General features: G+C 53.2%; 22 protein-coding genes. 6 read left to right on the top strand and 16 right to left on the bottom strand.

The window, feature by feature from the left end; translation table 11 throughout:
• Window positions 1–54: 54 nt before the first annotated feature.
• The 3 genes from F3F93_RS03060 to hflK are packed head-to-tail and all read right to left on the bottom strand — an operon-like array spanning window position 55 to window position 2,253.
• Window positions 55–240 (bottom strand): DUF2065 domain-containing protein, encoded by a 186-nt coding sequence (locus F3F93_RS03060; RefSeq protein ID WP_176957699.1) that lies wholly within the window; start codon window positions 238–240, stop codon window positions 55–57.
• Between the two features lie 28 nt (window positions 241–268).
• Window positions 269–1,141: a protease modulator HflC gene (hflC, locus tag F3F93_RS03055; protein ID WP_176957698.1), complete on the bottom strand. Its 873-nt coding sequence runs from the start codon at window positions 1,139–1,141 to the stop codon at window positions 269–271.
• Window positions 1,138–2,253, bottom strand: coding sequence for an FtsH protease activity modulator HflK (gene hflK, locus F3F93_RS03050; protein WP_176957697.1), 1,116 nt, complete (start codon window positions 2,251–2,253; stop codon window positions 1,138–1,140). Before hflK ends, hflC begins: the two co-directional genes overlap by 4 nt.
• 141 nt (window positions 2,254–2,394) lie before the next feature.
• Here hflK and F3F93_RS03045 point away from each other — a divergent pair, with 141 nt between their 5' ends.
• Window positions 2,395–4,140, top strand: a complete 1,746-nt coding sequence (locus tag F3F93_RS03045) for an ATP-binding protein (RefSeq protein ID WP_176957696.1) — start codon at window positions 2,395–2,397, stop codon at window positions 4,138–4,140.
• Here F3F93_RS03045 and F3F93_RS03040 read toward each other — a convergent pair.
• Both F3F93_RS03040 and F3F93_RS03035 read right to left on the bottom strand, forming a co-directional pair.
• Window positions 4,128–4,835, bottom strand: a complete 708-nt coding sequence (locus F3F93_RS03040; protein ID WP_176957695.1) for an EI24 domain-containing protein — start codon at window positions 4,833–4,835, stop codon at window positions 4,128–4,130. The genes F3F93_RS03045 and F3F93_RS03040 overlap by 13 nt on opposite strands.
• A complete protein-coding gene (locus tag F3F93_RS03035) occupies window positions 4,832–5,041 on the bottom strand; it encodes a DUF2007 domain-containing protein (RefSeq protein ID WP_176957694.1) in 210 nt (69 codons plus the stop codon). Before F3F93_RS03035 ends, F3F93_RS03040 begins: the two co-directional genes overlap by 4 nt.
• 176 nt (window positions 5,042–5,217) lie before the next feature.
• On the opposite strand from F3F93_RS03035, the gene tldD reads away from it, so the two are divergent.
• Together tldD and F3F93_RS03025 are read left to right on the top strand one after the other, a co-directional pair.
• Window positions 5,218–6,657: a metalloprotease TldD gene (gene tldD / locus F3F93_RS03030; RefSeq protein WP_176957693.1), complete on the top strand. Its 1,440-nt coding sequence runs from the start codon at window positions 5,218–5,220 to the stop codon at window positions 6,655–6,657.
• Window positions 6,654–8,039, top strand: a complete 1,386-nt coding sequence (locus F3F93_RS03025; protein WP_176957692.1) for a TldD/PmbA family protein — start codon at window positions 6,654–6,656, stop codon at window positions 8,037–8,039. Before tldD ends, F3F93_RS03025 begins: the two co-directional genes overlap by 4 nt.
• A gap of 228 nt (window positions 8,040–8,267) precedes the next feature.
• Here the strand turns inward: F3F93_RS03025 and F3F93_RS03020 are convergent, their stop codons facing one another.
• The 6 genes from F3F93_RS03020 to mgtE form a co-directional block, all read right to left on the bottom strand.
• Window positions 8,268–9,164 carry a fructosamine kinase family protein gene (locus F3F93_RS03020; RefSeq protein ID WP_176957691.1) on the bottom strand — a complete coding sequence of 299 codons (897 nt, stop codon included), beginning with the start codon at window positions 9,162–9,164 and terminating at the stop codon, window positions 8,268–8,270.
• Window positions 9,148–9,672, bottom strand: a complete 525-nt coding sequence (locus tag F3F93_RS03015; protein WP_176957690.1) for a DUF2062 domain-containing protein — start codon at window positions 9,670–9,672, stop codon at window positions 9,148–9,150. The genes F3F93_RS03020 and F3F93_RS03015 overlap by 17 nt, the downstream gene beginning before the upstream one ends.
• A 71-nt stretch (window positions 9,673–9,743) precedes the next feature.
• Complete coding sequence (metG, locus tag F3F93_RS03010) at window positions 9,744–11,282, bottom strand: methionine--tRNA ligase (RefSeq protein ID WP_176957689.1); 1,539 nt, start codon at window positions 11,280–11,282, stop codon at window positions 9,744–9,746.
• 110 nt (window positions 11,283–11,392) lie between these two features.
• Complete coding sequence (holB, locus tag F3F93_RS03005; protein ID WP_176957688.1) at window positions 11,393–12,319, bottom strand: DNA polymerase III subunit delta'; 927 nt, start codon at window positions 12,317–12,319, stop codon at window positions 11,393–11,395.
• Entirely contained in the window at window positions 12,316–12,948 is a 633-nt protein-coding gene (gene tmk / locus F3F93_RS03000) for a dTMP kinase (protein WP_176957687.1), read from the bottom strand. Before tmk ends, holB begins: the two co-directional genes overlap by 4 nt.
• Before the next feature lie 84 nt (window positions 12,949–13,032).
• Window positions 13,033–14,397: a magnesium transporter gene (mgtE, locus tag F3F93_RS02995; protein ID WP_206675362.1), complete on the bottom strand. Its 1,365-nt coding sequence runs from the start codon at window positions 14,395–14,397 to the stop codon at window positions 13,033–13,035.
• Between the two features lie 399 nt (window positions 14,398–14,796).
• Here mgtE and F3F93_RS02990 point away from each other — a divergent pair, with 399 nt between their 5' ends.
• Complete coding sequence (locus tag F3F93_RS02990) at window positions 14,797–15,204, top strand: glycine zipper domain-containing protein (RefSeq protein ID WP_241696932.1); 408 nt, start codon at window positions 14,797–14,799, stop codon at window positions 15,202–15,204.
• Window positions 15,205–15,315: 111 nt separating this feature from the next.
• On the opposite strand, the gene F3F93_RS02985 is transcribed toward F3F93_RS02990, so the two are convergent.
• From F3F93_RS02985 to F3F93_RS02965, 5 genes are all read right to left on the bottom strand, one after another.
• Entirely contained in the window at window positions 15,316–16,116 is an 801-nt protein-coding gene (locus F3F93_RS02985) for a dienelactone hydrolase family protein (protein ID WP_206675361.1), read from the bottom strand.
• A complete protein-coding gene (locus F3F93_RS02980; protein WP_176957685.1) occupies window positions 16,106–17,005 on the bottom strand; it encodes a D-hexose-6-phosphate mutarotase in 900 nt (299 codons plus the stop codon). The genes F3F93_RS02985 and F3F93_RS02980 overlap by 11 nt, the downstream gene beginning before the upstream one ends.
• Before the next feature lie 111 nt (window positions 17,006–17,116).
• Entirely contained in the window at window positions 17,117–17,503 is a 387-nt protein-coding gene (locus F3F93_RS02975) for a glutathione S-transferase N-terminal domain-containing protein (protein WP_176957845.1), read from the bottom strand.
• 86 nt (window positions 17,504–17,589) lie between these two features.
• A complete protein-coding gene (locus tag F3F93_RS02970) occupies window positions 17,590–18,210 on the bottom strand; it encodes a DsbA family protein (RefSeq protein ID WP_206675360.1) in 621 nt (206 codons plus the stop codon).
• 3 nt (window positions 18,211–18,213) lie between these two features.
• Entirely contained in the window at window positions 18,214–18,993 is a 780-nt protein-coding gene (locus F3F93_RS02965; RefSeq protein WP_176957683.1) for a PhzF family phenazine biosynthesis protein, read from the bottom strand.
• A gap of 180 nt (window positions 18,994–19,173) precedes the next feature.
• On the opposite strand from F3F93_RS02965, the gene F3F93_RS02960 reads away from it, so the two are divergent.
• Together F3F93_RS02960 and arfB are read left to right on the top strand one after the other, a co-directional pair.
• Window positions 19,174–20,091 carry a 3'-5' exonuclease gene (locus tag F3F93_RS02960; RefSeq protein ID WP_176957682.1) on the top strand — a complete coding sequence of 306 codons (918 nt, stop codon included), beginning with the start codon at window positions 19,174–19,176 and terminating at the stop codon, window positions 20,089–20,091.
• The gene (gene arfB, locus F3F93_RS02955) at window positions 20,091–20,504 is read left to right on the top strand and encodes an alternative ribosome rescue aminoacyl-tRNA hydrolase ArfB (RefSeq protein WP_176957681.1); all 414 of its coding nucleotides are present in this window, start codon (window positions 20,091–20,093) and stop codon (window positions 20,502–20,504) included. Before F3F93_RS02960 ends, arfB begins: the two co-directional genes overlap by 1 nt.
• Window positions 20,505–20,528: the final 24 nt, after the last annotated feature.

Below are 20,528 nucleotides of genomic sequence, written 5' to 3'. Positions count from 1 at the left end.
AAAATTTCATGGCGACTGCTTTAGCCAGGCGACATCAAACGGTTAGATTGAAACTCAGTTGCGCACCAGATGAACAACCACCCAGCCGATAGCCACGGCCACAATGCCTGCGATGCGAACTGAGCTGGCCGGAATATCAGGAAGCCTGCGCATCATATCGATCATCCCCTGAGGAAAGAGGGCGTAAAACGCCCCCTCTATCACCAGCACCAGACCTAAAGCAGCCCAGAGATCATCCATGGAAGCAGGCTCCTGTTATGCGATACAATTACTTCCTGGACTGCTGGAAGAAGTTGAAGAATTCAGAGTCAGGTGAGATCACCAGACGTGTATTCTCATCAATAGAGTTGCGGTACCCCTCAAGCGAGCGGGTGAAAGCGTAGAACTGAGGATCTCTGTTATAGGCCTTTGCGTAGATCGCAGTGGTCAGAGCGTCAGCTTTACCACGAAGAATCTCCGACTGCTTATAGGCTTCAGCCAGAATGGTCTTCTGTGTCTTCTCTGCTGTGGCGCGAATCTCCTTGGCAGCCTCTTCACCTTCGGAGCGATACTCCTTGGCAATACGGTTACGCTCAGCCTTCATTCGCTGGAAGACAGCCTCCGAGTTCTCCTGCGGCAGATCTGCGCGTTTGATGCGCACATCAATAATGGTGATACCGTAATCCTTCACACCATCATCGGCACGATCACGAATCGTCTGCATCAGTTCAACACGCAGGGTTGCCTGATCTCCGCCGGATACGATCTCATGCAGGGTGTGCTGGCCCAGCACCTCACGCACTTTACCACGCACCACGTCATCCATACGGGCAGCCACACCGGTCTGGGTACGCGCCACCTGATACACCTTCAAAGGATCTGTAATACGCCAGCGGGCATAGTTATCCACGAGGATTGATTTCTTATCCTTGGTGATGACTTCGTTTGGCGGCACATCGCTCTCAAGCAGTCGGGAGTCAAAGGTCTCCACGCTCTGCCACGGCAGTTTGAAATGCAGACCTGCATCCTTCACCACATCTTTAGGATTACCGAACTGCAGCACCAGCGCCTGTTCACGCTGATCCACTACAAATGCACTCATGCCGATAATGGTGGCCACTGCCACCGCTACAATTGCCATCAGGGTCTGTTTAGGGCTCATTTCTTCACCTCCACCTTATTCTTCACTCGGTCGAGTGGAAGATATGGCAACACCTTTCCAGCTACAGCACCATCAATAATGATTTTATCTGCACGGCTCAACACATCTTCCATAGTATCCATATACAGACGTTTGCGGGTCACTTCCGGGGCCAGTTTGTAGGCAGCCAGAACACTTTCAAAGCGATCAGCTTCACCTTTTGCACGTTCAACCACAGCTTTGCCATAGGCTTCGGCATCAAGCACCATCTTCTTACCTTCACCACGGGCATTAGGAATAATATCGTTGGCATAGGCCTGCGCTTCATTCTTGGCGCGCTCACGATCCTCTCGCGCACTTGCCACATCCTTAAACTCTTTGATCACGCGCTCAGGTGGCTGCACATCCTGCAGCTTCACGGTACTCACCGAGATACCCGCCTGATAGCCATCGAGTATCTGCTGGATAAGACTCTGGGTTTCCGCCTCCACTTCAGCCTTTTTATCGGTCAGCACATCATCGATCAGGGTGCGGCCGATCACTTCACGGATAGCCGACTCACCCACATCACGTACCGTTTTGGTGGCACTGTCGATATTAAAGAGGAAATCCTCAACACTCTTGATCTTGTATTGGATGATGAATGAGATATCAACGATATTCTCATCTTTGGTCAGCATCAGTGACTCGTTGGCGCGTTTACGGACTGCACCATCAGAGAACTGACGGAAACCGATCTCCAGTCGCTGCACTCGCGTTACCGGCAGCTTCTCAACCGTTTCAACCGGATAGGGAATTGCCCAGTTCAGGCCAGGCCCCTTGGTCGCCGCATGTTTACCGAAACGAAGTACCACGGCCTCCTCATCGGCTGCTACCATATAGAAGCCTGTCAAACCCCAGAAGAGGACAACTGCCGCCAACACTCCGGAGATCATACCCTTACTCAAATTCGGAGCGCCACCGCCGGAAGCTGAGCCTCCACCACTGCCACCACCGAAGAAGCCACCAAAGCGCTCCTGCAGGCGACGGATCACCTCATCAAGGTCGGGAGGGGTCTGATTACCACCACCGCCACTGCCGCGGTTACCCCACGGATTCTGATTCTGATTATTATCGTTGTTGCTCCAGGGCATGCCTGACCTCCAAAGAAGTAGAGTGCGGGAGTGTAGCCAAGTGATTCAGCCATTGCATCCCCTACGTTTTACGGGAATAAACCCTGCTGTATAAAAGTAATTATTTTTGCAGTTTGAAAATCTTCACCTACACTCAGTCATATGCGCTCTTTGATTATAAAGCAGAAATTCATCTTTATCGGTATCGGCTGCGGCATAGCGGCATGGCTGCTCGATTCAGCCATTGATTCGGCATTTTTCTCTCATGAGCCGTTTTCAGAGCAGCTCTTCTCCCCTTCAACGTTTGAAATTTATATTCGCTCACTACTATTTGTCCTGTTTCTTCTATTCGGCATCTATGCGCAAATGGCTACCAGCAGACTCGATATATCCAACGCTTTCCTGAACAAGCTCTCCAGTGCTATCAAGCAGACCGATGAGGCGATCTGCATTACCGACAGGGATGGTGTGATCGAGTTTGTGAATCCTGCGTTTACAAAGCTCTCCGGTTTCACCCTTGCAGAGGCGCTTGGCAAACCGGCGAATATCCAGAAGAGCGGTAGCCACGATGTCGCTTTTTACAAAGAGATGGCATCCACCATTGAAGGTGGTCAGACATGGCAGAAGAGAATCATCAACAAACGCAGGGATGGTTCACTCTATCCGGCCATGATGAGCATCTCCCCCATTTTCAATGGCAGAGGTGAGATCACCCATTTCATCGGGCTGCAGCAGAACCTGGAGAGCCATGAGAAACTGGAACAGCAGTTTTATCAGGCTCAGAAGATGGAGGCTATCGGCTCACTGGTTGGCGGCATCGCCCACGATTTTAACAACTCACTAGCCGCCATTACCGGCAACATCTTCCTGATCAAGGATGAGATAGAAGATCGTCCCGAGATAGTGGAGCAGCTTGAAGGCATTGAAAATATTGCCTTCTCTGCAGCCGAGATGATCCAGCAACTGCTCGCATTTTCCCGTCGCGGCACGATCACCATGCAACCGATCGGTCTAAACGGTTATCTCAAAGAGATCACAAAACTTCATCAGAGCAGCACACCTGAACACATCAACTTCACGATCGCTATCTCCAGTGAACCAATGACCGTTGCCGCTGATATTCATCTATTGCATCAGGTGATCCTGAATCTGATCAACAATGCACGTGACGCAGTCAGCGGAGTCAGTGCACCTGAGATTCACCTTACACTCGAGAAAACAGCAGTAACCGATACGCTCAGGAAACAGCATCCTGATGCAGATGCACTGGCTTATGCCGTGATAAGCATCCATGACAATGGCTGTGGCATCAGTAGTGAAATCCGCGATAAAATATTCGAGCCATTCTTCACTACCAAGGAGATCGGCAAAGGTACAGGGCTGGGGCTGGCCATGGCACTCGGCGCAGTAGAGAGTCACGGCGGTTTCATTACAACCAACCATGATAACGGCACGACTTTCTCCATCTACCTTCCTCTGACCGACTCTGAAAGCGGGCAGAAAAACGTGTCAAATGAGAGCCGACTTATCAAAGGTGATGGCGAAACCATCCTGCTGGTAGATGATGACCTTGGCCTGCTTACCACCGGCCGCGAAATTCTGAAAAAGCTCAATTACAATGTGATCACTGCTGCCGATGGCGCAATGGCTGTCGAGTTATACAGCTCCTACAGAGAGCGCATCGAGCTCATTATTATAGATGCTGTCATGCCTAAGCTGGGAGGCTCAGATGCCCTGTTTGAGATTCGCAAGATCAACCCTGATGTCAAAGCCCTGTTTATCAGCGGTTATGACAACATTGAACGTACTGCAGCAGGCAACTCAAACAGCGAAGAGATTCAGCTCTCCAAACCATTTGAAATCGGCACATTCAGCCGACTGATCCATGAACGCCTTCAGGCCTCCTGAGGCTCCTTAATCACGCTGGAGAGCCCGACAACCGCAGCGGGAATCACGGTCAGATTAAGCAGCGGCACCATCAGCAGCAGTGCTGCCAGTCCTGCAAAACCGAGATAGAACCAGCGCCCCTCATTGAGGCGTTGTTTACGCCCGGCAAAATCCCAGTTGCGACGGGAAGCAGGAGTATCAATCAACTCGAAACTCAGGAAACGGACACAGCCATAACTCCAAATTGCCGTAGCTACAGGTGGCAGCCAGAAGAAGAGCAGCGCTGCCCCACCCCACAACAGCAAGCCCAACAGCGGGCGCAGAGAGTTGCTCAGACTCTGAATCACCAGTTTCATCCACGGCAGCGACTGCGGGCGTACCGACTGCCCCGATATCATCTCGGTACGGCCGGCCAGCTCATCCAGCCACGGTGCCACCGCTGCCGAACCCAGTGTCACATAGGCAATCGCGCCACTGATCAAGGCTAATAACAGGGCCAGCAGCCAGACAAACCATGAGAGCAGTTGCCAGTACCAGGCATCACCCTGCGGAATCCACAGCGCAGCCAGATAGTCGACACCCCAGAATGCCGCCACCGAGAGCAGCGCCATAAACAGAAACAGCAGACCCAGCATGCGCCAGAGCAGCGCCCGCAACTCACTGCGTTCAAAAAGCAGCTTCAATCCTGCCAGAAAAGCCAGTGCACCTTTAATCATCCATTCAACTCCAGATCATCCAGTATCTTCCCGGCTGCAGCCAGATCGTCTTCATCAACAACGATGCGTGCATCCATCACTCCGGGCAGCGGCATCAGGGCCTGCATACCACTGTTCTCAACCCGGAAACAGATCGATCTGGATGCCAGTGCATCACAAATCACCTGCAACAGAACCTGATCAGCAACTCTCATTAACTCTACCATGCGGCAGAGCATAGAGCCTGCGCAGACAAAATCCAAACAGAGCAGCCAATCAATCCCACTTATCTTTTAGGGAAGCTCTGAATAACTACGTCCATGTAGTTTTTCAGAACCATGGTTTGCAATGGATGCTCTGACTTTTTCAGAGCATCCTTAGGCTTGACAGATCCCGGTCAGCCATGACGATTGCCGATATGCCCGATCAAAACTTAGATACCCTTCCCGTCTCCATTGAAACCCTTCAATCCGTCCTTTCGCACATGCTTCCCGCCGGTGCTGACGATGGTGATCTCTACCTTGAGCATAGCGTTTCAGAATCACTGGCACTTGAAGAGGGGCGCGTTAAACATGTCTCCGCATCCACGCATCAGGGGCTTGGCGCACGAGTCATTAAAGGAGAGGCGGCAGGCCACGCCTTTACCGACAGACTTGATAGCCGGGCCCTGATGCAGGCTGCGGCCTCTGCCCGCACCATTGCCGAGAGTGGTCAGCAGCGCCCGCCTGTCGCTATTCACAAAGCCAGCCCCACCCCCCTGCTCTATGAGGGCAGCAACCCGGCGGCAGGACTCGATTTCACCCAACGCAAAGCGCTGCTTGAGCGGCTGGACCAACTGGCCAGAAGCCTCGACCCACGCGTCAAACAGGTCTTTGCCAACGTCTCATCCTCATTCTCCGATATTCATATCGTGCGCATGGATGGAGCCTTCATGCATGATGCCAGACCACTGGTGCGCCTGAATGTATCGGTTGTTGTCGAGCAGAATGGTAAACGTGAAACCGGCAGTGCCGGTGGTGGTGGCCGCTTCTCTCTACACCGTTTCAGCGGCGATAATCAGGCCGAAGAACTTGTTCGCAAGGCGGTACGTTTAGCCCTGTTAAACCTCGATGCTCACGATGCTCCGGCTGGCACCATGCCGGTTGTACTCGGCCCTGGATGGCCCGGCATTCTGCTGCATGAAGCGATCGGTCACGGCCTTGAAGGTGATTTCAACCGCAAAGGAACCTCGGTTTTCTCCGATAAGCTTGGCCAACGCGTTGCCGCCAAAGGTATTACCGTGGTTGATGATGGCACCATTAGCGAGCGCCGCGGCTCACTCAATGTCGATGATGAAGGCACTGCAACCCAACGTAATATACTGATTGAGGATGGCATCCTCACCGGTTACCTGCTGGATCGTCAGAATGCCCGTCTGATGGGCAAGGCCTCCACCGGCAACGGGCGGCGTGAATCCTATGCCCACCCGGTGCTGCCGCGCATGACCAATACATTTATGTTAGCCGGCCATGATTCACCCGATGATATCCTCAGCTCCCTTGATAAGGGGATCTACGCCGTCAACTTTGGCGGTGGTCAGGTGGATATCACCTCGGGCAAGTTCGTATTTACCACCTCGGAAGCCTACTACGTGGAGAACGGCAAGATTCAGTATCCGGTGAAAGGGGCAACGCTGATCGGTGCAGGCCATGAGGTGCTACAGAAGGTCTCGATGATCGGCAACGATCTGGAACTTGATCCCGGTGTCGGCACCTGCGGCAAAGGCGGGCAGTCGGTGCCTGTCGGTGTGGGACTGCCTACCCTGCGCATTGATGAGTTAACCGTAGGAGGAACTGAAGCATGAGCCACTCTGACACCATCAAATCGATCAGTGGCCATGCAGAGCGTCTGGTTGCCTGCGCCAGAGCAGCCGGAGCTGTCTATGTCGACGCACTGGCGGTCTGTGATACCGGAGACTCTGTAAGCATCCGCAACGGTGCCGTTGAATCCGTTGAACGTGAAGATGCGCAGGGCATGGGAGTGCGCGCCTTTGTTGAAACAGACAGAGGACTGGCCTTTGCCACCGCCTCAAGCTCCGACCTCTCTGAGGCAGGCCTGAAAAGACTTGCTGATCAGGTTGTGGCCATGGCCAGGATCTCAGAACCCGATCCCGATGCAGTTCCACCTGTTGGTGCAGACCACCCGAATGCAGATGAACTGGCGGCATGGCGTGCCCGCTATCCCGATCAGCATCACGGCTGGAGTATTGAGAAAGCGCGTGATGCAGCGATGCAGTGCGAAGAGATCGCCCGCAACTACTCAGCAGAGATCAGTAATTCAGAGGGAGCCGATGCAAGTTTTGGCAGTAGCCATGTTGCCTACGCCTCCAGTGATGGTTTTGCAGCCGATTATGCCAAATCCTCTGCCTCACTGAGCGTTTCAGTGATCGCCGGTAGTGGCGAAGGGATGCAGCGCGATTACGCCTGGCACCGCGCCTTTCACGCCTCTGATCTGAAAACCCCGGAAATGATCGCTCAGGAAGCGGCCAAACGTGCTATCGCCATGCTCAATCCCGGCAGTATGGAGAGTGGCCGCACCACCGTGATCTTTGAACCACGCACTGCCACCTCAATGCTCGGTCATCTGATCGGAGCCATTAACGGGCGTGCTGTACTGCAGGAGCGCACCTTCCTTGCCGACGCACTAAACCAGTCGATTTTCCCCGATTTTGTACACATTGAGGATAATCCGGATCATCCCGATGGCATGGGTAACCGCCTGTTTGATGGCGAAGGCACCCGCTGTACCGGCCGCAATATTATCGATGCCGGTCGCCTCAACTGCTTTCTCACCGACCGCTATACCGCCAAACGACTTCATCAGCCAGAAACTGGCAGTGCCATGCGTGGCCTGACCGGTGATATCGGCATCGGCTCATCCAACCTGATCTGGCATCCGGGCAGGCAAACGCAGGAAGAGATGATGGCTACAATCGGCAACGGCCTGCTGGTCACCGAGATGATCGGTTTTGGTGTCAATGGTGTCACCGGTGACTACTCACGAGGAGCTGCTGGATTCCTGATCGAGAACGGTAAAATCGTTCGGCCAGTCTCCGGCATCACCATTGCCGGTAACCTCAAAGAGATGTTCGCCAATATCGAGATGGTCGGCTCCGACCTGACCTGGTTCGGCTCTTCTGCTGTGCCAAGTATTGCCATCTCCGGCATGACCGTCGCAGGCCAGTAACAGGCCTTATTCACCACTAAGACACAATATTTTCAACCACAAAGGCATAAGGTGAATTCGCCATACAGGTGAAGAGAGAATCCCCTGGGGGACGAAGGCACAAAGAAAACCATAATCAAGGTAACAATCTCAATCCCGGCATATCAAATATTGCGGATGGAAAAATCAGAGCTTTTCATACCAGAAATTATTTTCTTTGCCTTTCTTTGTGCCTTGGTCTCTTTGTGGTTAGTGGATTTCGGACAGAAGACTGTCGATCATGGATTCAGCTTGTGCGGCGTAACCGCCGCCGAAGAGATTGGCGTGATTGAGGATATGGTAGAGGTTGTAAAGGGTTTTACGCACTTGATATCCAGCATCCAGTTGCCATACGTCATTGTAGGCCGCATAAAACTCCGGGCTAAAGCCGCCAAACAGCTCAGTCATAGCGAGATCGGCCTCGCGATCCCCGTAATAGACAGCAGGATCAAAAATCACCGGTTGGCCCTGTGCATCAAAGGCAGCGTTTCCGCCCCATAGATCTCCATGCAGCAGCGATGGCTGCGGTGAATAGTCGGTGAAAAAGCTGTCGAGACTGGCAAGCAGGCGTTCACCCTTGTTCTGCAGTGCACCGGTAAAACCATTGCGGGCAGCCAGAGCGAGTTGAAATTTCAGGCGATGGTCGCGATAAAAATCGATCCAGTTTTCGCTCTGGCTATTGTGCTGCGCGGTGGAGCCGATGGTGTTGTCACGATACCAGCCAAAGCTGCTGTCGGTTGTCCTGTGCATGGCTGCCAGTTGCAGACCAAGCAGTCGCGAGGAAGTGCTCTCACCACGACCAAGTTGAATATACTCACTGACCAGCCAGCTCTGCCCTGCTCCACTGCCTGTGGTCACCGCCAATGGTACCCGTATGGCATTGGCAGCGACCAGCTCATCAAGACCATCAGACTCAGCCTCAAACATCGGCAGTGAGGAAACTGTATTGAGCTTTACAAAATAGGGTACGCCCTCTTCTGTGTTGATCCGATATGCCGAATTGATACTGCCGCCGGAGAGAGCGTACGACTCAGTGATTGCGCCACAGCCGGTGATAATGTGCAGTGACTCGGAGATCAGGCTCCAGAGTTCAGCTGAGGCGGCCATGCCGAATATGCCTTTTGCGCCAACGTTTCACCACCATCCTGCGCCAGGCGACCTGAATCCCGAAGTAACCGAGCAGCGCCGATACAACGCCGAGCACCAGACAACCGAAGAGGAACGGCGCCCAGATCAGTGACATCTCGTGCTGCAGCCACGCGAAGGAGAGCTCCATATCGAAGTGTTGCAGCTCTTCACCGAGCAGCCACGCGCCCAGCTTATAGGCACCATAAAACATCGGCGGCATGGTGAGCGGATTGGTCAGCCAGACCAGTACAATGGAGAGCGGCAGATTGGCATGAAAGAGGATCGCACCACCGGCACCAAGCACCATCTGAAACGGTACAGGCACCCAGGCAAAGAAGAGACCGACAGCGAAGGCTTTAGCGACAGAGTGACGATTCATATGCCACAGTGCGGGATTATGCAGAAGCGTGCCGAAGCAGCGCAGATGTTTGTGCTCTCTGATCGTTTTATGATCAGGCATAATCTTTTTCAGCAGCCTTCTTGGCACCCTAGCCTCCCCTGACCTTCATGGCGGTTAAGGATGCTCCGAAGCGATCAGATTTTCCACAAAATCGATGCCTACTCCATGCGCGGGAAGATCGGGCTCGGTTTGGCGCACTGGTGCCCGGCTTTAAGAAGAGCCCAGCCGCCCTGTTCAGCATAGGAGAGCTTGTCGATTTCAACCTCACGGTTGTAGATCTGGGCAAGCATCAGCCCCATCTTGGTCGGCATAAATGGCAGCAACTGCATGGCCACCAGACGCAGGGTCTCCACCAGATGATAGAGTACGCTGTTCAGACGTGCCTCATCACCCTGCTTGGCCAGTGTCCAGGGTGCATTCTCCTCAACATAGCGATTACCATGACGCACCACGACACTGATCCGTTCAATGGCCAGGTGGAATGCCTGCCGATCCAACGCCTCGGCGACATCAACCTGCATCGCCTGCACATCGGCGATCAGAGCCCGGTCTGCCTCATTCAGTTCAGCCACCTCAGCCAGCACACCGTCACGGTATTTGTTGAGCATCGCCAGAGAGCGGTTGAGCAGATTGCCGACATCATTGGCCAGCTCGGAGTTATAACGCTGTTTCAGTGCGGAGAATGAGAAGTCACCATCATGCCCGAAGGGCACTTCGCGCAGCAGGAAGTAGCGCAGCACATCGGCATCATATTCAGCCAGAAGATCAGCAGGACGCAGGGCATTACCTCTGGATTTGCTCATCTTCTCGCCCTCAACAGTCCACCAGCCATGTGCATAGACCCGCTTAGGCAGTGGCAGATCGGCAGCCATCAACATCGCAGACCAGTAGACGGCATGGAAGCGGAGAATATCTTTGCCGATCAGATGCAGATCCGCAGGCCAGTGCTCCGGCACCTCCTGATCGGGAAAACCGAGCGCAGAGATGTAGTTGGTCAGCGCATCGATCCAGACATAGATCACATGTTTCTCATCGCCCGGTACCGGCACACCCCATGAGAAGGTCGTGCGGGAGACAGAGAGATCCCGCAAGCCACCTTCAACAAAGCTGAGCACCTCATTGCGGCGCGAAGCGGGCATAATGAAATCAGGATTGGCTCTGATATGTTCAGCCAGTCGATCCTGAAAAGCACTGAGGCGGAAGAAGTAGGACTCCTCCTGAATCTTCTCCACTTCGCGTTTACAGTCAGGGCAACTTTTGGAGTCCCAGCACTCGGCATCTTTGAGCTGTGTCTCGGTCCAGTAACTTTCACACGGCACACAGTACCAGTCTTCATAGAAATCTTTGTAGATCGCACCGGCATTTTCCAGCCTGCGCCACATCGCCTGCACACCCTTCTTATGGCGTTCGGAACTGGTACGGATAAAATCATCATTGCTGATGGAGAGTTCGGGCCAGAGGCTCTCATAACGCGCCACCACCTGATTGGCCAACTCAATCGGCTCGATACCCCGCGCTTCAGCTGCCTGCTGCACCTTCTGCCCGTGCTCATCCACACCGGTCAGAAAAAACACATTCTCACCGCTCAGGCGTTTAAAACGGGCAAGCACATCAGCTGCAATGGTGGTGTAGATGTGGCCAAGGTGCGGCTCATCATTCACATAATAGATCGGGGTGGTAACGTAGTAATTTCCCATGCTGTGGACCATTCTCCTGATGCGGCGCTGTTATATACTTCCTGTTGATAACGCCAGGTACGGTCGCACTCTAACCCGCTTGGCGATGAATCCCAGCCTCTATCTGTGACCTATGTTGATGATCGCAGTGCCGCACGCAGCACCAGCACACTGGAGAGAAGTGTCGGTGCAGCACGAAGCGACTGGCGAATCACCTCACCGGGCCAGCGCAGACACCCTTTCACAGCCTCGTGAATCGTCTCCAGAGCCTCAAACCCCCTGCTTTGATGCTCCTGCATCCCCGCATAGACAGGCAGCAGCAGCGCCCGGATAATCAACTCATGGGGCACCGTTGCCACATTGGATCTGCACCAGTTATCAATCTTGCCGATATCGGCCTGGCTCAGATCTTCTATCAACCCCTGCCACTCAGCCAGCGCCCTGGCCACCGAGCTATCCTCAAGACAGCTCACTGAACCCGGACAACCATCGGCCAGTTGAACGGCCAGATCGATCGTCTCTGCATCGAGTCTGGATTGTAATACACTACGCACATCATACTCGTTAAGTGGAGAGCAGTGCTGCATCAGGCAACGGGAACGTACTGTAGCCGGAAGTTTCATGGCATCAGCACAGACCATCAGCAGCACACTGCCCGGTGATGGCTCTTCCAACCCCTTCAGCAGCGCATTGGCAGCCTGATTATTCAGCCGGTCGGCATCATCAAGGATCACCACCCGGTTTTCACTCTCGGCACCGCTGAGGGAGAGAAAGCCGAGCATCTCACGCACCTGCGCAATGGAGATATCACGCTTCTTCTCTTCAAGACCGACAGAGATCAGATCGGGATGCGAACCGGCATTTAACATCTGACAGGCATGGCAGGTTCCGCATGCCGAACGGGTCTCACACATCAGCATCGCAGCCAGCTTCTCGGCCAGAGCAAATTTGCCGATACCACGAACCCCGTGCAGCAGCCATGCGTGATGCATGTGATTGCGACGCATTGCATCGGCAAAACGCTGCTCAACAGCCTGATGCCCCAGCAGCGCTGTCATGAATAACTTGCCTGCAACACAGCTTCTACCTGTGCCTGCACACCACTGATATCCCGGCTTGCATCGATACGAACCATGCGCCCCTCATCAGCATCAAACTGATCGGAGAATGCCGCCGCCACCCGCTCATGGAAGGAGATCGCCTCATCATCCAGACGGGTGCTCTTCTCGCCGGCTTCAGCACGTTTTTTCATACGCCGGGCAGCGATGGCAACAGGCAGATCAAACCAGAGTGTCAGCGCCGGGCTGACGCCACACTCGGCAAAGCGGAGCATCTCATTCAAATTGCTCGCGCCCTCACCCAGCTTTCGCGCCGCCAACTGATAAGCCAGCGTAGAGTCGGAATAGCGGTCACAGAGCACCCACGCACCGGTATCAAGGGCGGGCTGAATCACTTCACGTACATGCTGCGCACGATCCGCCAGAAACAGCAGTAGTTCGGCCTCAGCCACCGGCACAAACTCCCCGGCCAGCAGCAATCTGCGAATCTCTTTGCCCAGTGCTGTATCACCGGGTTCAAATGTGGTCACTACCTTTTCACCACGCGCCTGCAGCCAGGCAGCAGCAAGCTTGAGCTGAGTGCTCTTGCCGCAACCATCCACACCCTCAAATGTAATAAGTCTGTTCACAGAACCCTGCCCCCTACCTTAGAGAGCTTAACGCTGCTCAATAGCAGTCATTTCGTAAACCCGCGAATTCAGCAGCGTGCAAGCTCAGGTTGTGGTCAGTTGCGGCAACAGTAGTGACGCCAAGCTGAGAATAAGAAAAAAGCCGCACATATCTGTGACCGTCGTCAAAATTGGCCCCGATGCAACTGCCGGGTCCTTACCCATACGCTTAAGCATAAGCGGCACTGTTCCTCCGATAGAGACTGCAACAATCGTATTGGCTGCAAGAGCCACCCCGACAACCAGCCCGAGATAGGGATTGCCCTGCCACAACCAGGCCACTGCTGCCAGCAGCGTGCCTAGTATCACCCCGTTAATACAACCCACAGAGACCTCTTTCATCCACACACGCATCAATTCGTAGGGCTTGATAATTCCTAGTGCCAGCTCCCGCATACTGACCGCTACCGCCTGATTACCGGAGCAGCCGCTCATATCCGAGACGATAGGAAGGAATACAGCCAGCGCAATAACTGCACTAAGGGTATCCTGATAGAGAGCAATAACACTGGCGGAAATGATATTGAGTACAATATTCAGACTCAGCCATGAGACACGACGCCCTGAACGCAGCAGTGTCGGCTGTGAACGAATCTCATCCCCGCCGATAATTCCCTGTGATTTCCTGTAGTTGGCAGAAGCATGGTCGGCCATCGCTTCAGCCACATGCTGGCGATGGACAACGCCAACCAGCTTGTTATGCATATCTACTACCGGAACAGCCAGAAAAGCATGGCTATCAAAAAATGCATCGAGATCACTCAATGATGCATCCGCCGCTATTGAAAGACAGGGCTCGGAGATAAAAGCAATCGGAGCATCGTGACTGGAGAGAACAAGCGTTCGAAGCTCCACAACGCCTGCCAGCTTGCCTGATCTGGATATCACATAGATGTACATACCCAATGCAGATGATTGCTTCGCACTACCCCCAAGAGCCGAAAGCACATCCCCTACAGTCACATCTTCCCTGTAGGCAACAAACTCACTTTGCATCAGACCACCGGCCGACTCTGAATCATAGCTGCTCAATTTCTGAACATTGGCCGCCGCATCGGGATGCATCTCCGCCAAAACCGCACTGGCATGAAAGCTGTTCAACTCGCCGATGACATCTGCCTGATCCTGACTGTCCATTTCACTGAGAATCGAGGCGGCATCACCGGCTGAAAGCTGTTGCATCATCTCGGCTGCATGCTGACCGGGTATCTCCTCAATGAAATCTGCCGCATCTTCAGCAGACAGTGTCGTCAGCACCTTCTCCCTCTCATCTGCATTAAGCCGCAGCACTGCCCGAAAGGTTTCGCTAACACCTATAGATTTTACATACGCCTTGAGTTGCTCAGCATCTTCTGCACTGGAGAGTGTTTTTAATATATCCCATGATTCTTTGCCGTCACTCTGCGCCATCATTGCACTCCTTATCCCGCTTCAGCTTCGATCAACCATAAAGCGACACCTGTTGAAAACATGATAAAGATATCCATAAAAATACGCCATTAGCTTGCATGACAGATTCAGTAGCACTAACAAGCTTGAAGCGATGAAATCCAACGCATCGCTCTGACCAGTGTATGACTGCACTGTAATTGGAAGGGACTACTTCGACGTTACGCCGGTGAAGGGAATCTTCCGAGGCAATGGTGAGCAGCAGTTGAGTGTTAAGGTTCAGGTGGATCGCATCAAGTAGTAGCCCTGATTATTTCGGCTCATTAAGCCGTTTCCTCACTGCGCAATTTTACAATTTCTTTGCACTCATTTTACACTGCCGATGCACTCACGCACATTTCAGTCGTTAGCGTTCTCCACATGAGGGAAACCATCCCGCAGGAGAAGAAGATGAAACGAATGATTACCGCAGCCCTACTGACCTCTGCTCTGCTTGCCGCTCCCCTGGCACAAGCCGCCTCCTATCAGGATCGCTCTATGGCCACCGGCGCCATCGTCGGTGCAACAACCGGTGCCGTCGTAGGCTCCAGTAACAATCAGGTCGTTGAGGGGGCCGTTTTCGGTGCAGTTCTGGGCACCATTGCCGGAGCACTCTTCGCAAGTCAGCACCAGCCAGCTTATGTTGTTCAGCAGCAGCCACGCGCACACTACAGGCCGGTCACGCATCACTCCGAGCACCGTGTGCATAGGCCATCTTATAATCGTAACCATGATCGCAACAGCAACAGGTATCGCAGCTACAGGCATGAGCGTGGTGAGAGAGACTAAAACCAGCAAGCGAGCTTTTCGATAAGGTGTCTCCCATCGTTATGGGAGACATTTTTTTACTTACCGAAGGAGAGTATCTCTAGCGATACAGCATGCCAGAAGGCTTTATGTTTATCTGAAAATTCTCTCGAAGAGCTGTAACATCTGCTGCCAGGAGTCTTCATCGGCGGCTCTGTCGTAACCCATCGGCATGTCAAAACGCTCGCCAAAACTATCGGCTTGAGGGTTGGTAAAACTGTGCTTGGCATCGGGATAAGTTGTCACTGTGTAGGTCACACCTGCAGCGTTCATCTCTCTCTCGAACTCCAGCACCTGCGCACGCGGAATAAAGGGGTCTGCTGCACCTGTGAAGACCATGATTTCGGCTTTGACCTGCCCTGACGCTACCGGCTCTTTGGCTGCAAGAGAGCCGTGGAAGACCACAACGCCATCCAGATCGGCACCGCCCCTGGCCATATTCAACGCGATACCGCCACCCATGCAGTAACCGATAGCTGCCGTCTTTTCGGAGTTCACACTCGGATGGCTTATCAGGATATTCAATCCCGCTTCAAAGCGCTTCTTCATCTCGGGAAGATCACCCATCACTGCACGCATAAACACTTTTGCATCATCGGGATGGTCGGCAATCTTGCCAGTGCCGTACATGTCCAGTGCAAAGGCTGTATAACCTAACTCAGCCAGCATCTCAGCCCGTTTGCGCGCATAAGCGTTATGCCCCCACCACTCATGTACCACGAGTATGCCCGGTCGCTTACCACTGATGCTATCGTCATATGCCAGATAACCGGTAAATTCCCTGCTACCTACCTGATACGATATCTCTCTGCTCTGCACCTGAGCATCTGCAGTCAGACTTATCAGCGACAGAAGCAGGGCTGGAAGCAGGAGCCTGATGATCTTATTCGACACTGTAGCGCACCCACAGGCTGTGTGACTCACCGGGTGCCAGTTCAACGACATCCTCATCGGCATTGGCACTTTCGACACAGACCATGCCCAGATACCCGTCATCCGACCCGAAATCACCCATTTTCAGGGTTTTATCAATCCACGGATTCCACACGATGGTTGAGTGACTGCCCTGCTTCTCAATACGGATTTCACGCTCCAGAACCGGATCTTCAATCACCACATCCTGCCCCTGATCCAGATAGATTCGATCCACCTCTGCAGCGATACTGATATCACCGGCCTGTTTTCTGCGAGCTGTCTCACCCACTTTGTCGATATAGTCACAATCGGCCAGTCCGCGAATGGTGGTTTTACTCACATCACCAACGCAAAAATAGGTGTGCAGCGCATCGCCAACAGTGATCGTTTCATCACCCTGATTCTCTGTGACCAGTGCCATCTCCAGCACAAGGCCGATGGTCATATGTATCTCAGCAGGTGCCTGATGCGGCCACTGCTCCCTGTTGATATTGGCAATCGCGAAACTGATCTGGGTGGAGCCATCATCAAGGGCTTCTGTGCCGATCACATCCCAGTCTACGGTGCGGGCAAAGCCGTGACCGCCAAAGCTGCTCTCTGTGGCATGAGCGCCGAACCACGGCCAGCAGATCGGCACGCCGCCACGAATCGATTTGCCGTGAGCGAGTTTGGCCACTGGCGACATCCAGATGACCGGCTGCTCTCCTCTCGGAGTCCATGTCATAAGATGTGCACCCTGCAGCGCGATGCTTGCCGTGCAGTGGCTGTTATCGATATCGATCACAATAAAGCCATCACCGGCATCGCGGAAGGCCAACTGCCCCTTGATACCGAACTCATCATTCAGTGACACACCTTTTGCATTCATAACCCCTCCAGAATAAGCAAACACACTGTGAAGCACTGCTTGCACCTTTGCAAGCTAAATCAGGAAAGGATATAGATTTTTACAACTCAGAACTTCAGAGAATGAGGGTAGTTAAGCAGCAGCCAAAGCGGGATCAAACTGCTGATTCAGGTAGGCGATAATATCATTGGACTCATACATCCAGATCACTTCATCACCCTTGTCGATGCGCAGGCATGGCACCTTAATCTGACCACCCTGCTGCGCTAAAACCTTGCGATGTTCGCCATCGCGAGGCTGGGCATCACGATACTCAACAGGGATATTCAAACGATGAACAGCACGGCGCGTTTTGATGCAGAACGGACAGGCAAAGTATTGATACAGCGACATGGAGGCCGCTTTTTCAGCCACCTCAGCCTGCTCCCCGGCACTGCGTTTTATCTTGCGGGGACGGGTTAAAAAGCTGATGAAAGCCATCAAGCCTCCCACACCTTCACGAAATATCTTTAACAGCACAGCTTTGATCATCGGAACACCCCTGTCATTGCATAACGACGCTAACGATAACAGGGCTAGGCCCCGGCATACCCCTTTATAAATTGTTAACACTGAGAAAGTATTTGATCAATCCGGCTCAACACTCTCTCCGCATCCCTGTAATCCACCGCTATCGGGTGAAAGCTTCCATCAACGTCTAAAACAAGGCCGGGAAATCCTTGCGCCCCGATGCTTCGACTCAATGCAATCTCATGAAGCAACTGCTGCTTAGTTTCAGGGCTGTTCAAATCAGCAGCGAACTGCTTCTCATCCAGACCAATCGACCCGGCACAATCGATGAGAACCTCATCATCCGAGGGGTTGGTAGCCTTAAGATAGTAGGCCTGCTGAATAGCCAGAATCATCGCCTCCTCTTTAGAGTCATTCTGAGATCTGGCCGCAATCACAGCCCTGCAGGCGGGATAGGTTGAGCGTCTGGGAGTGCAGCACTGCCAGAACTCAAAGTTGAAGGGCGTGCCGGGAACACGTTTCTCAATGGTACGCCAGTGCTTCCGGATATGCTGCTGCATCTCGGGCTCCATAGGCAGCATAGAGTCTGCAGCTAAACCACCCAGTAGCGAGGTTACACGCACGCGCTGCGGCAACTGCTCTTTCAAGCGCTGCCAGAGAGGACGAAATGCCCAGCACCAGCTGCACATCGGATCATGCACATAGTAGAGCTTCACCACTTAAATTTCGATCTCACCCTGCATATATTTTACCGCACCACCGGCAATCAACACGCGATCACCATCGAGTTCACACCTCACCTCGCCGCCACGACTGGAGTGCTGTTTGGCAAAAAGCTTTGAGCGGCCCAAACGGGCGGCCCAGTAGGGAGCCAACTGCGTAAAGGAGGAGCCGGTAACCGGATCTTCATCAATGCCAAATTTGGGTGCAAAAAAGCGGCAGACAAAATCATAGGTGTCTGATGGCGCCGTGAGAATCACCCCTCGCCCATCAAGCTCTCTGAGCAGCTCAAGGTTCGGATCAGCCAGCAGCAGGTCCTCCTCAAGCTCAAAGACCACCAGATAATCCTCAGCTCTGAGGCATGCGACAGGTTCGGTGCCAAAGGCGTGTTGAATCTGGATGGGTGTCTCACAAGCCTCAGCAGGCTGGGCGGGAAAATCGAGCAGCAGCAGCTCCCCCTCTCGGGTTACCGGCAACAAACCGGATCGTGAATCAAATACAATGGTATCCTGATCAAAACCGAGACACTCAAACAGCACATAGGCTGCTGCCAGCGTAGCATGGCCGCAGAGATCAACCTCACAGGTCGGAGTAAACCAGCGGATATGAACCCCCTCCTCTGTTACCACAAAAAAGGCGGTCTCCGAGAGGTTATTCTCCTCCGCGATCAACTGCATCAAAGCATCGGGAAGCCATGCATCGAGCGGACAAACCGCAGCAGGATTTCCCTCAAACGGTTTTGAGGCGAATGCGTCTATTTGATAAATGGGCAGCTTCATCGTTTCCCCCGTTACGTCTCAATGATGTCGTCACTATGCCATCATTAACTGAACAGTGAACAGCCATTGCCTAAAGAAGGTTCTGATCCGTGTTAATTGGCGTCCATTCGCGGTTCGATTTTATTTTCTCGTCGCGACGTGCAGTGTTGCCCCTATAAACAGGGGATTCGGGGTGGCAAAATGAATGATATTGAAGCAATTAAACATCTGGAAGCTTCCGGCCAGTACAGGGTTATTGAACGGCTCAATGCCCCCGAGCGTTACAATCAGGGGCAGCCATCCACCCCGCGCATCGGCATTGTTATTGATACTGAAGCAACCGGGCTGGATACCGCCAATGATGCCATCATCGAACTGGGTTTTATCGCGTTTGAATATGATGCGCATACAGGCCTGATATACCGTATTCTGCACAGCTATGGGGGCTTTGAAGATCCGCTGGAGCCGTTGCAGGATATCATTATTCAGATTACAGGCATTACCGATGCGATGGTTAAAGGAGAGGAGCTCGATGATGATCAGATCAACCTCTGGCTGCAGAAAGCCGATCTGATTATTGCCCACAATTCAGCCTTTGACCGTCAGATGCTGGAGCGTCGTCTGCCACTCACTGCTGAAGCCAACTGGGGCTGCACCTTCAATGATATCAACTGGATGGATGAGGATATCGCCAGCCTTAAACTCGACTATATTGCCTATAAAATGGGCTACTATTTCGACGGACACAGGGCAGTGAATGATGCTCAGGCCACCCTGCATCTGCTCACCAAACCGCTGCCCTGCTCCGGCACCCTGGCGATGAGCGCCCTGCTCGCCCATGCTCGCGAGAAGAGCCGCCGCTTTTTCGCCACGGGTGCCCCCTTCGACAGAAAGGATGATCTCAAAGCCCGTGGTTACCGCTGGATGGCCGATTTCATCTACAGCGATCATGGTAAACAGAAGAAAGGAGTGTGGAGCAAATCCGTTGCCGAGGCCGAAATTGAAGCTGAGCAGCAGTGGCTCACCGACACCATCTACAGTGGCAAGACACCTGCCTTCATCTTTAAGGATATCACGGCAAGAGAGCGCTATTCAGTCAGGGAGTTCACGGTAGACTGATGCTGGAGATCTCCGCCTCTCTCTGCATTCCCGATGCAGAAATCGAGATCACAGCCATACGCGCTCAGGGTGCCGGTGGCCAAAACGTCAATAAGGTCTCCAGTGCCATTCACCTGCGCTTTGATATCAACGCCTCATCACTGCCGGAGGCTTACAAAGAGCGTCTCATGCAGCTCAAGGATCGCCGTATTACGGCTGATGGTATTATCATCATCAAAGCCCAGCAGTTCCGCAGTCAGGAGCAGAACAGAGCCGATGCCCTGCTACGGCTACAGGCGCTGATTCAATCGATTATGGTTGTGCAGAAAAAGCGACGACCAACCAGAGTTTCACTGGCAGCTAAAAAGCGGCGTCTGGAGTCCAAACTCAGACGCGGTGAAAAGAAGTCCCTGCGTAAAAAAGTGATCGAATAAGGGGGCTGCTTACAGCGTGGCAAG

The organism is Mariprofundus sp. KV (assembly GCF_013387475.1).
In the GTDB taxonomy this organism is placed as follows: domain Bacteria; phylum Pseudomonadota; class Zetaproteobacteria; order Mariprofundales; family Mariprofundaceae; genus Mariprofundus.
The sequence above is the reverse complement of the archived record's forward strand: the minus strand, read 5'-3'. Positions and strand labels throughout refer to the sequence as shown.

Coding starts and splice junctions, on each gene's coding strand:
- F3F93_RS03060 (WP_176957699.1), bottom strand. CDS start 240: ATGGATGATCTCTGGGCTGCTTTAGGTCTGGTGCTGGTGATAGAGGGG.
- hflC (WP_176957698.1), bottom strand. CDS start 1,141: ATGAGCCCTAAACAGACCCTGATGGCAATTGTAGCGGTGGCAGTGGCC.
- hflK (WP_176957697.1), bottom strand. CDS start 2,253: ATGCCCTGGAGCAACAACGATAATAATCAGAATCAGAATCCGTGGGGT.
- F3F93_RS03045 (WP_176957696.1), top strand. CDS start 2,395: ATGCGCTCTTTGATTATAAAGCAGAAATTCATCTTTATCGGTATCGGC.
- F3F93_RS03040 (WP_176957695.1), bottom strand. CDS start 4,835: ATGATTAAAGGTGCACTGGCTTTTCTGGCAGGATTGAAGCTGCTTTTT.
- F3F93_RS03035 (WP_176957694.1), bottom strand. CDS start 5,041: ATGGTAGAGTTAATGAGAGTTGCTGATCAGGTTCTGTTGCAGGTGATT.
- tldD (WP_176957693.1), top strand. CDS start 5,218: ATGACGATTGCCGATATGCCCGATCAAAACTTAGATACCCTTCCCGTC.
- F3F93_RS03025 (WP_176957692.1), top strand. CDS start 6,654: ATGAGCCACTCTGACACCATCAAATCGATCAGTGGCCATGCAGAGCGT.
- F3F93_RS03020 (WP_176957691.1), bottom strand. CDS start 9,164: ATGGCCGCCTCAGCTGAACTCTGGAGCCTGATCTCCGAGTCACTGCAC.
- metG (WP_176957689.1), bottom strand. CDS start 11,282: ATGGGAAATTACTACGTTACCACCCCGATCTATTATGTGAATGATGAG.
- holB (WP_176957688.1), bottom strand. CDS start 12,319: ATGACAGCGCTGCTGGGGCATCAGGCTGTTGAGCAGCGTTTTGCCGAT.
- mgtE (WP_206675362.1), bottom strand. CDS start 14,397: ATGGCGCAGAGTGACGGCAAAGAATCATGGGATATATTAAAAACACTC.
- F3F93_RS02990 (WP_241696932.1), top strand. CDS start 14,797: ATGAGGGAAACCATCCCGCAGGAGAAGAAGATGAAACGAATGATTACC.
- F3F93_RS02980 (WP_176957685.1), bottom strand. CDS start 17,005: ATGAATGCAAAAGGTGTGTCACTGAATGATGAGTTCGGTATCAAGGGG.
- F3F93_RS02965 (WP_176957683.1), bottom strand. CDS start 18,993: ATGAAGCTGCCCATTTATCAAATAGACGCATTCGCCTCAAAACCGTTT.
- F3F93_RS02960 (WP_176957682.1), top strand. CDS start 19,174: ATGAATGATATTGAAGCAATTAAACATCTGGAAGCTTCCGGCCAGTAC.
- arfB (WP_176957681.1), top strand. CDS start 20,091: ATGCTGGAGATCTCCGCCTCTCTCTGCATTCCCGATGCAGAAATCGAG.